The sequence below is a fragment of the Paenibacillus sp. CMAA1364 genome (genome assembly GCF_054373195.1).
The window spans coordinates 38,922-48,206 of the sequence record NZ_JBITNB010000028.1 but is presented as its reverse complement, the minus strand read 5'-3'; the positions used below and the strand labels follow the sequence as shown (position 1 = coordinate 48,206).

At 41.4% G+C, this 9,285-nt stretch carries 9 protein-coding genes and 1 riboswitch; all 9 genes read left to right on the top strand.

Annotated features, from left to right (window positions below; all coding sequences use genetic code 11):
* Positions 1 to 883: 883 nt before the first annotated feature.
* The 9 genes from ACH8E3_RS14295 to purS all read left to right on the top strand — a co-directional run bounded on the left by ACH8E3_RS14295 (position 884) and on the right by purS (position 9,281).
* On the top strand, positions 884 to 1,621 hold the full coding sequence (locus ACH8E3_RS14295) for an acyl-[acyl-carrier-protein] thioesterase (protein ID WP_458633318.1): 738 nt from the start codon (positions 884 to 886) through the stop codon (positions 1,619 to 1,621).
* 57 nt (positions 1,622 to 1,678) lie between these two features.
* Complete coding sequence (locus ACH8E3_RS14290) at positions 1,679 to 3,817, top strand: DNA topoisomerase III (protein WP_458633317.1); 2,139 nt, start codon at positions 1,679 to 1,681, stop codon at positions 3,815 to 3,817.
* 146 nt (positions 3,818 to 3,963) lie between these two features.
* On the top strand, positions 3,964 to 4,188 hold the full coding sequence (locus ACH8E3_RS14285; protein WP_458633321.1) for a DUF1294 domain-containing protein: 225 nt from the start codon (positions 3,964 to 3,966) through the stop codon (positions 4,186 to 4,188).
* A 50-nt stretch (positions 4,189 to 4,238) separates the two neighbouring features.
* The gene (locus ACH8E3_RS14280; RefSeq protein ID WP_458633316.1) at positions 4,239 to 4,673 is read left to right on the top strand and encodes a universal stress protein; all 435 of its coding nucleotides are present in this window, start codon (positions 4,239 to 4,241) and stop codon (positions 4,671 to 4,673) included.
* Between the two features lie 189 nt (positions 4,674 to 4,862).
* Positions 4,863 to 4,964: riboswitch (purine riboswitch) on the top strand.
* 140 nt (positions 4,965 to 5,104) lie between these two features.
* Positions 5,105 to 5,590, top strand: a complete 486-nt coding sequence (gene purE, locus ACH8E3_RS14275; protein ID WP_458633315.1) for a 5-(carboxyamino)imidazole ribonucleotide mutase — start codon at positions 5,105 to 5,107, stop codon at positions 5,588 to 5,590.
* Positions 5,587 to 6,774: a 5-(carboxyamino)imidazole ribonucleotide synthase gene (purK, locus tag ACH8E3_RS14270; protein WP_458633314.1), complete on the top strand. Its 1,188-nt coding sequence runs from the start codon at positions 5,587 to 5,589 to the stop codon at positions 6,772 to 6,774. Before purE ends, purK begins: the two co-directional genes overlap by 4 nt.
* Positions 6,775 to 6,778: 4 nt before the next feature.
* Complete coding sequence (gene purB / locus ACH8E3_RS14265; RefSeq protein WP_458633313.1) at positions 6,779 to 8,074, top strand: adenylosuccinate lyase; 1,296 nt, start codon at positions 6,779 to 6,781, stop codon at positions 8,072 to 8,074.
* A 41-nt stretch (positions 8,075 to 8,115) separates the two neighbouring features.
* A complete protein-coding gene (locus tag ACH8E3_RS14260; RefSeq protein WP_458633312.1) occupies positions 8,116 to 9,003 on the top strand; it encodes a phosphoribosylaminoimidazolesuccinocarboxamide synthase in 888 nt (295 codons plus the stop codon).
* Between the two features lie 32 nt (positions 9,004 to 9,035).
* The gene (gene purS, locus ACH8E3_RS14255) at positions 9,036 to 9,281 is read left to right on the top strand and encodes a phosphoribosylformylglycinamidine synthase subunit PurS (RefSeq protein WP_458633311.1); all 246 of its coding nucleotides are present in this window, start codon (positions 9,036 to 9,038) and stop codon (positions 9,279 to 9,281) included.
* Positions 9,282 to 9,285 lie beyond the last annotated feature (4 nt).

The following is a 9,285-nucleotide window of genomic DNA, read 5'->3' as shown; positions in this document are numbered from 1 at the left end:
ACGTCGCCAAGCACAAGAACCACTGTTGATGTATATCGACAGTGGTTTTTATTTGCGTTCATAAAACTAACCAATCTCCTGTCCACCAATCACATCATCTCCCAGCAGGCACTCACCACGCGTCCACCACTTATCTCCCACAGCACCACGCTATTTAGTTAACAAAAGTACATCTAAATTGGTATCAAATCCACATTCGACGAATTTAGTTGCAAAACCTACATCTAGTTACTCAAAGACAACCATTTTCCGCACTTAACCAACATTTAAATGTACTTTAAGCAACTAATACTCGCCCTAGCACTGTTTCACCCAATTTAACTGCACCATTTGCAACTAATTATTCGTGACCTTACCTATGAAACACAATTAGTGACTATTTAGCCGTATACCAACTAACCAATCTCTGTCCACCAATCACATCATCTCCCAGCAGGCACTCACCACGCGTCCACCACTTATCTCTCACCGTACCACGCTATTTAGTTAGCAAAAGTACATCTAAATTGGTATCAAATCCACATTTGGCGAATTTAGTTGCAAAACCTACATCTAGTTACTCAACTACAGCCACTTTCCGCACGTATCCAACATTTAAATGCACTATTTGCAACTAATACTCGCCCCAGTACCATATCACCGAATTTAACTGCACTAAATGCAACTAATCATCGTGCTCCGCATTTGCATATGATCTGCAAATTTTGTGCCCCCCACAACTACGCAATATGCAACTATTCAGCTACACCCACACCCAACTATTCATAGCAGTATAATGACAATCCTCCAATGTGGCATGATGATGTGAACTGAGTTATGATGAATGGATAGCATTTTTCAATCGTATGTTTGTGGATTCAATAGAAAGTGGAGGATTAGAACAATGGGTTATATGAGGACAGAAGAACACTTAATATATTCGAATCAAATTGATTATAAAGCGGATTGCCGCCTTTCTGTGATACTGAGTCTGATGCAAAGAGAAGCGGATGGAGATGTGGAGAATTTAGGCGGATCTCGTGATGAAATGGTTGCACTGCATATGGGTTGGATGTTAACTACGATTAATCTAAAGTGTATTCGTATTCCTAAGTTTAATGAGCGTATTAGAATAACGACGTGGAATAAAGGTACAAAGGGTGCAACTTGGCTAAGAGATTTTAGAATTTTTGATGAGAATGATGAGGTGATCATTACAGCTTCTACATTATGGGTGTTGGTGGATACGGATAAGCGTAAGGTGCTAAGACCTTCGGCATATCCATTTCATATTTTATCTAATGATGAAGATTCTGTTGGTCCAATTCCTAATAAAATAAATATATCAGAAGAAGTGCCATTGGTTGAGTCATACTCCACAACAGTACGATACAGCGGGATTGATAGCAATGGACACTTAAATAATGCACGTTATGCAGATCTATGTTTGGACGCTTTGACGAAGCATGAACTAGATACCGTCATCATACAAGGATTCACTATAACCTATCACCATGAAGCTCAAATGGGTGAAGTGATTCATGTTCTACGTTCTGAAGTGGAAGATGGGATCATTTGTTTTAGAGGACAATCTTCGGATGGTACGCGTTACTATGATGCCCATTTAAGAATACAGGATTAGAAGTATGATGGCGAGCTGTAAATAGTGATTGCAGATACACAGAAAGGAATTAAAAAGATGAAATCATTGATATTAGCTGAGAAACCTTCGGTTGCTCGTGAAATTGCTCGAGTGATGGGGAGTACAGAGAAGCATAAAGGTTTTTTCGAAGGACCTAAATATATAGTCACTTGGGCGCTTGGTCATCTTGTTGGTTTGGCGGAGCCAGAAGATTATGATCCTAAATATGCAACTTGGAATTTGGAGGATCTACCGATTCTTCCAGACAAGATGAATTTGAAAGTGTTAAGAGAGACAAGTCAACAATTTAAGATTGTTCAACATCAGTCACAACGTAAAGATGTAACTGGATTAATTATTGCTACGGATGCAGCTCGAGAGGGTGAATTATTAGCCCGTTGGATTCTACAAATGATGAAATGGAACAAGCCATTTCAACGGTTATGGATTTCTTCACAGACAGATAAGGCGATTAAAGAGGGTTTTGCAACTCTAAAGCCAGGTACCCATTACGATCGTTTGTACGAATCTGCTCGATGTCGAGCGGAATCGGATTGGATGATTGGACTGAATATTACACGTGCACTGACTTGTAAATTCGGTGCCCAATTATCAGCAGGAAGAGTACAGACACCTTCTCTTGGAATGATTATGGATAGAGAAAAGGAAATTATCAACTTCAAATCCGAGGAATATGACACTTTTAACGTTGACGTAGGTTCATTCACAGCAATCTGGCGAGGGGGTAATGGCGACGCTCGGATGTTTGACCGACAGAAAGGTGAGGTATTACAGAAGAAGTTACAAGATAAGTCTGGTGTTGTTGATCAGGTTCGGAAATCGGAGAAAGTTGAACCGCATCCTTTAGCATATGACCTTACAGAACTTCAACGAGATGCCAACCGACGTTACGGATTCTCGGCTAAGCAGACTTCTAATATACTACAAAGACTATATGAACAATACAAGTTAGTCACGTATCCACGAACGGACAGCAGATATCTAACATCAGATATGACAGGCACGTTCAAGGAACGTTTAGAGAGCATAGCTGTTGGACCTTATGCGACACTTGCCCGTCCATTGTTGCGTAAGAATTTAATCATCACGAAACGTATTGTAGATGATAGTAAGGTCAGCGATCATCATGCTATCATACCAACGGAAGAGACCGTGCTGTTGAACTTGCTGAATGCTGAAGAACGGAAATTGTACGATCTCATTGTTCGACGTTTCATAAGCTTATTCTATCCGCCTGCGCGTTATGATGATGTAGCTGTCACGTTAAAGATTGAGAATGAGCTGTTATTTACAAAAGGAACGACGGTTAAGGAGATCGGTTGGCGCGAAGTCTACGGTGGAGAAGTGGATGACGATATAGATGAAGAGGATGCATCAGATCTTCCAGAGAAACGTTGGGTTATGCCGGAGTTAAAAGTTGGAGATGCCATAAGAGTACAGCGGTGCATCATTCGACCGGGTCGAACATTACCACCGAAACGATATACAGAAGCATTGCTACTCTCACAAATGGAGAAATACGGATTAGGGACGCCTGCTACACGTGCAGATATTATTGAGAAGCTAGTATCATCAGATACGATTGAACGTAAGGGGAATATATTGCATCCTACGGGAAAAGGGAAACAATTGATCGAATTGGTGTCAACACAATTGCGTTCGCCAGAATTGACATCCCAGTGGGAATCAGAGCTTGAGAAGATTGCACGCGGCCAAGGAAGTCCAGATCTATTTTTAAAAGAGATTCGTCGTATGTCAAAGGAATTGGTGTCAGGTGTTAAGAGTAGCTTGGTCGAATATAAACCTCATAACATATCCAACAGTCATTGTCCGGAATGTAATACGCGTTTACTAGAGAAGAAGAACAAACGAGGAACGATGTTAGTATGTCCGAGAGAAGATTGTGGTTATCGCAGATCAGATGACAAAAGACTATCCAATCGTCGTTGCCCACAATGTCATAAGAAAATGGAAATGAAGGAAGGTAAGGCAGGACTTTATGTACAATGTCTATCCTGTGGTATTACAGAGACTGTGAACAAAGATAATAAACATATCAATAAGCATGAAGAACGGAAACTAGTAAATAAATATGCTCAACAGGAATCTGTAGGCTCGAATCTGGGTGATCTTCTAAAAGCAGCATTAGAACAGAAGAACAATGAGAGCTCATAATGAATATTCGACTTAAAAAGGCTAGTGAATTGAATCCGAAGGCAGTTAGATTTATAATAGAGATGTAAGGTATATGAGTTATGAGTTGAGAGGAGGACATGTAACGGGTGGGGACTGCACTATGGATTTGGATTATCTTTATCAACATGGTGGGCTATCTGGTGATGTCTGATGATAAAAGGAGAGCCCAGCGAAGGAAAGATCGAGTACCAGAGAGAACTCTCTTCCTGCTAGCTGCTATTGGCGGATCATTGGGCGTCATTATTGCGATGTATCGCAAACGCCACAAGACGAGACATGTAAGCTTTCGAATTGGGATTCCCATATTACTCTTTATGAACGCTGTTTTGTACGGGTATTTTATGATGTAGTAAGTATGCGCAACTATTTTAATCATTCTTTGGAAAAAGAGGTGTAGTATATGCTATTTTCAAATATTTTAGTAGCTTATGATGGATCTAAAGCCTCCAAGAAGGCGTTGCAACATGCTATTGATTTGGCAAGAGTAACTCCAGATTCTACGATAAAGGTTGTCCATGTCTTTGGTTTCCCACGTGCATACTTTGGAGAAGCTTATGCAGCCATTCCAGCGTCAGCGATGCAAGACTATGTGGATTTATCGGAGGAAAGAGTTCAGGAAGCTAAGAGTGCTCTTGCAGAAGCGAACATCAATGGTACAGTAGAAATGATCCAAGGTGCGCCTGCCGAAGTTGTTCTCGATTATGCGAAAAAGAATCAATCCGACATTATCGTTATTGGTAGCCGAGGTCTTGGAGGCATTCGTGAATTCGTCCTTGGAAGTGTCAGTCACAATGTCGTACAACATGCTCAAGTTCCAGTATTTGTTGTTAAATAAGTGATTAACCCATAAAGCCATTATCCTGCATCATGAGGATAAGTTAGCTTTATGGGTTTTTTTGAAAATAGGCCTATTAGAAAAGACGAACAATAAATATTGCGGAGATTAGAACGTACGTGTTTAGGTTGACATGAGGGTGGGTAGATTGTTAAACTAATCATGAGTGGTAATAAAACAGAACATTATTGATTCACCAATTAGATATCTCGTATAAGTCTGGGAATATGGTCCAGAAGTTTCTACCTGAACACCGTAAACGTTCGGACTACGAGGAAATACAACCTACGCTTTGCGCTTGTATGCATGGTAAGGTGTAATCCCTCCTAGGTTCGGTGTCTTGAGAATAGAATTTATGTTCTCAGGTTCCGAATCTTTTAATTTCATAATAGAAGAATGTAGAAGACGAATAAGGAAAGTGGGTTAAAGTAATGTTGCCAGAGGTAGCTGTGATTATGGGCAGTAAATCAGATTGGGAAACCATGCAATTCACTTGCCAAATGCTAGATGAGCTTCAAATCGCTTATGAAAAAAAGGTGGTTTCTGCACATCGTACACCTGATCTCATGTTTACTTTTGCAGAGGAAGCTGCAGGTCGTGGAATTCGGGTTATTATTGCTGGAGCTGGAGGTGCGGCACATCTACCAGGTATGGTAGCAGCGAAGTCGCTTCTACCGGTGATCGGAGTTCCGGTTCAATCCAAGGCGTTAAATGGGATGGATTCTTTACTCTCCATCGTGCAGATGCCTGGCGGTATACCTGTGGCAACGGTGGCCATTGGTAAAGCAGGAGCAACCAATGCAGCGATATTAGCAGCACAAATAATTGGTGCATTTGATCCGGAAGTGCAGCGTCGTGTGCAACAGCGTAGAGATGCTATAAGAGATGAAGTGTTAGAAGGTAGTGATGATCTATGAACGATAAGTTAAATCAAGAACACGGTAAGACAACAACAAACACTATATTGCCAGGAAGTACGATTGGTATTCTAGGTGGCGGACAATTAGGTCGGATGATATCTCTTGCAGGTACCGCCATGGGTTATCAATTTGTAACATTGGACCCTACTGAACAATCTCCTAGCAGTGAAGTGAGTCGTCAGATCGTTGCGGGCTATGATGATATTGAGGCGGCAAGACAATTAGCGCTTGCCTCGGATGTTATCACGTATGAGTTCGAGAACGTTGATGCAGGTGTAGCAGAACTATTAGTGAATGAATCATACGTGCCTCAAGGAAGTAAGCTTCTATATACAACGCAACATCGCGTTCGTGAGAAGAGAGCTATTGAAGCCGCGGGTGTTCCGGTAGCGCCCTATCGCATAATTGATGGAATAGATAGTCTACGACAAGCAATCAAAGAATTAGGTTATCCTTCGGTGTTAAAGACAGCTACTGGGGGGTATGACGGTAAAGGACAATTCGTACTTAGAGGCGAAGACCAATTGGACAGAGCTTATGCTGAACTTGCCGCATTACGAACGGACCTAGTGCTCGAACAGTTTATTGATTTCCAATGTGAAATATCCGTTATTGTAGCACGTAATCCTAATGGTGAGGTAACAAGCTTCCCTGTATCAGAGAATATCCATATCCACAACATTCTTCATCTATCCATTGTTCCTGCGAGAGTTAATGCACAAGTGCAGAATAAAGCTAGGCAGTTGGCTGAATCACTGGCATCACATATGGGTGTTGTTGGTTTGTTGGCTGTTGAGATGTTCGTGACCCAAGATGGCACCATATATGTAAATGAGTTAGCACCTCGTCCACATAACTCGGGTCACTATACGATGGAAGCGTGTAGAACATCACAATTCGAGCAACTTGTACGTGCAGTATGTAATCTTCCGTTAGGAGATACCACGCTACTTACTCCTGTTGTTATGGTGAATGTGCTTGGACAACATCTTACATCTGTCATTAAGAGCACAGGGGTACAAGATAACCTGGCACTTGAGTTAGGCATTATTCCGAAGCTTCATTTATATGGCAAGACGCAGAGTAAACATAATCGAAAGATGGGGCATATCAATTTATTATGTAATGATGTGAAAGATGGACTCGATTGGGTATCACAAACGAATATCTGGAGGAAATAAGAACATGATTGAACGTTATAGTAGACCAGAAATGCGGGCAATATGGACGGAGAAGAATAAATTTGATTCGTGGCTAGAAGTAGAACTATGTGCTTGTGAAGCTTGGGCTGAGTTAGGTGTGATTCCTAAGGAAGATACGGTTCTGTTACGGAAGAATGCCAAATTTGATATTGACCGGATCAATGAAATTGAGACCGAAACACGCCATGACGTTATTGCATTTACACGCGCAGTGTCTGAAAGTCTTGGTCAGGAACGTAAATGGGTTCATTATGGTCTAACTTCTACGGATGTTGTGGATACGGCACTAGGATATGTTTTACTCCAAGCCAATGAGATACTTGAAAGGGATATTTTGAATTTCATCGATATTCTAAAGGAAAAGGCGCTAGCCTATAAAGATACACCGATGATGGGTAGAACCCATGGTGTGCATGCGGAACCAACGACATTTGGTTTGAAAATGGCCTTGTGGCACGAGGAAATGAAGCGTAATTTGGATCGCTTCAGACGTGCTGCCAAAGGCGTGGAGTTTGGTAAAATGTCTGGCGCAGTAGGAACATATGCGAATATTGATCCTTTTGTAGAACAATTTGTATGTAAGAAGTTAGGGACTACCGCTGCCCCAATCTCAACCCAAACATTACAACGCGATCGTCACGCTGAGTATATGGCAACCGTTGCTCTGATTGCTACATCACTGGACAAGTTCGCAACAGAGATTCGAGCGTTACAAAAAAGTGAAGTGCGCGAGGTGGAAGAGGCTTTCGCTAAGGGACAAAAAGGATCGTCTGCTATGCCACATAAGCGTAACCCAATCGGTTGCGAGAACATTTCAGGTCTATCGCGTGTGATTCGTGGTCACATGGTGACAGCATATGAAGACGTGACCTTGTGGCATGAACGAGATATTTCACATTCCTCAGTAGAACGAATTATTTTTCCGGATGCGACGATGTTGTTGAATTATATGTTGAATCGTTTCGGAAATATTGTGAAGAATTTAACCGTATATCCTGAGAACATGAAACGTAATATGTCCCGCACCTTTGGGGTGCCATTCTCAGGAAGAGTGTTAACCAAATTAATTGATAAAGGTTACAGTCGAGAACAGGCGTATGATACCGTTCAACCTCTAGCGATGCAAGCATGGGAAGAACAACGTCAATTCCGTGATATCGTTGAATCTACATCAGCCATCACAGAGATACTTAATAAAGAAGATATCGAAGATGCATTTAATCCGAGTTGGCATTTGAAGCATGTGGACACTATTTTCGAAAAGTTAGGTCTAGTATGAAATGATGATGGGATAATAATGTGAATGTGAGGTGAATGGACATGACATCAACGGCTATAGCCTCTGCTGTAGAACTTATTGACGCTCCACTGATATATAAAGGTAAGGTTCGTGAATTATATGATCTAGGAGATCTTATTCTCATCGTAGTGACAGATCGGATCTCTGCCTTTGATTATGTTCTGGATCCACCAGTGCCTGACAAAGGAAATATCTTGAATCAATTAAGTGCCTACTGGTTCGAACAGACAGCTGAACTGATGAAGAATCATGTCGTTCATACGGATGTAGAACAACTTGGTGATATCATTAAGGATAAGGAATTGCTAAGGAATCGTGTCATGGTCGTTCACAAAGCAAAGCGCATTGATATCGAATGTGTTGTGCGCGGATATCTGACTGGTGGCGCTTGGCGTCAATATGAAGAGTCACAAGAAGTAAATGGCATCTCAATTCGTACAGGGATGCGAAAGAACGAGCGTTTTGATCAACCTATCTTCTCCCCAGCAGCTAAGAATGATATCGGTCATGATGAAGACATCACATTCAACACAATGAAGCAATTAGTAGGTGAAGATCTGGCAGTTGATCTTAGGGAGCGAAGCTTGAAGTTATATGAGTTTGCACATGATTACTGTGATCAACGTGGAATTGTTATAGCCGATTGTAAGTTCGAATTCGGTATATTGGATGGAGAAGTGATTCTCATTGATGAGATTTTTACACCGGACTGTTCCCGATTCTGGTCTAAAGACAAGGTGGAACTCGATGTGGAGATAGATAGTTTGGACAAAGAACCCGTTCGATCTTATCTAGCCAGCTCATCTTGGGATAAGTTGAGTAAGCCAGCACCACTTCCTCACGAAGTAGTGGAGAAGACAACAGATCGATATATGGATATTTATCGTAGATTAACGCATTCACAATAATATATGAAATTTCTGAGGAGGAACGTTGAATTATGATTAAAGCGACGGTATATGTAACTGTTAAGAAGGGTGTATTAGATCCACAAGGGGTTGCAGTTCAAGGTGCATTACACTCCATGGGATTCCAAGAAGTAGAAAGTCTGCGTATTGGTAAATATATGGAAGTTACGCTAGATACGGATAACCGTGCTGAAGCGGAAGAACGATTGAAGGCAATGTGTGAGAAACTACTAGCTAATACGGTAGTCGAGGATTACCGTTACGAATTGGAGGGTTAAGATT

Excerpts from the sequence above, each read along its gene's own strand:
- ACH8E3_RS14295 (WP_458633318.1), top strand. The coding sequence starts at position 884 with ATGGGTTATATGAGGACAGAAGAACACTTAATATATTCGAATCAAATT.
- ACH8E3_RS14290 (WP_458633317.1), top strand. The coding sequence starts at position 1,679 with ATGAAATCATTGATATTAGCTGAGAAACCTTCGGTTGCTCGTGAAATT.
- ACH8E3_RS14285 (WP_458633321.1), top strand. The coding sequence starts at position 3,964 with ATGGTGGGCTATCTGGTGATGTCTGATGATAAAAGGAGAGCCCAGCGA.
- ACH8E3_RS14280 (WP_458633316.1), top strand. The coding sequence starts at position 4,239 with ATGCTATTTTCAAATATTTTAGTAGCTTATGATGGATCTAAAGCCTCC.
- purE (WP_458633315.1), top strand. The coding sequence starts at position 5,105 with ATGTTGCCAGAGGTAGCTGTGATTATGGGCAGTAAATCAGATTGGGAA.
- purK (WP_458633314.1), top strand. The coding sequence starts at position 5,587 with ATGAACGATAAGTTAAATCAAGAACACGGTAAGACAACAACAAACACT.
- purB (WP_458633313.1), top strand. The coding sequence starts at position 6,779 with ATGATTGAACGTTATAGTAGACCAGAAATGCGGGCAATATGGACGGAG.
- ACH8E3_RS14260 (WP_458633312.1), top strand. The coding sequence starts at position 8,116 with ATGACATCAACGGCTATAGCCTCTGCTGTAGAACTTATTGACGCTCCA.
- purS (WP_458633311.1), top strand. The coding sequence starts at position 9,036 with ATGATTAAAGCGACGGTATATGTAACTGTTAAGAAGGGTGTATTAGAT.